Here is a 497-nt window from a genome sequence, read left to right as displayed (position 1 = left end):
CGAGTCCAGACGGTCGAAGAACGCGCCGATTCGGCGTTGCTCGGTTAGGGACGGTTCCGGCACCTCAACATCCATAACCTTGTTTTTTGAAATATTGAACCTCGATATTCCTTGTGCAAGCAGCTCAATCTGTTTCCTGACAGGTTGAGAACGCAACACGTACGCAAGATAGAGAGGATCAAAGGAGCCGTCTTGCCTATAGCCGAAACAAAAGCTGTTCAGGTAAACATTCCTTATATTTCCAAGCCAGATAGAGGACATGCCCACTTCTTCAGGAGTTTCCGAAGAGACCGTGAAAAAGACATCGCCATATCTGACTTCCGCTTGGGATGAATCAACTTCGACATGCTCAAGCCTGCCCTGATCCGTCACAGGATTGTCAAAGACATTCGTATAGGGAACGAAGAAAGCATCTCCATGACCAAAATCATCTTTTTTCTTTCCATGCAGTCCTGGATACGTTATGCCAACTTCCCCCAGCTTACGCTGTTCCCAAG

1 protein-coding gene is annotated in these 497 nt (G+C 47.5%); it reads right to left on the bottom strand.

Annotation, left to right across the window (positions count from 1 at the left end; all coding sequences use genetic code 11):
• A partial coding sequence (locus OU26_RS10260; protein ID WP_033499131.1) for a hypothetical protein occupies positions 1-497 on the bottom strand: 497 nt, incomplete at both ends.

Source organism: Bifidobacterium ruminantium DSM 6489, from assembly GCF_000770925.1.
In the GTDB taxonomy this organism is placed as follows: Bacteria; Actinomycetota; Actinomycetes; order Actinomycetales; family Bifidobacteriaceae; genus Bifidobacterium; species Bifidobacterium ruminantium.
This window is presented reverse-complemented; position numbering and strand designations above follow the sequence as displayed.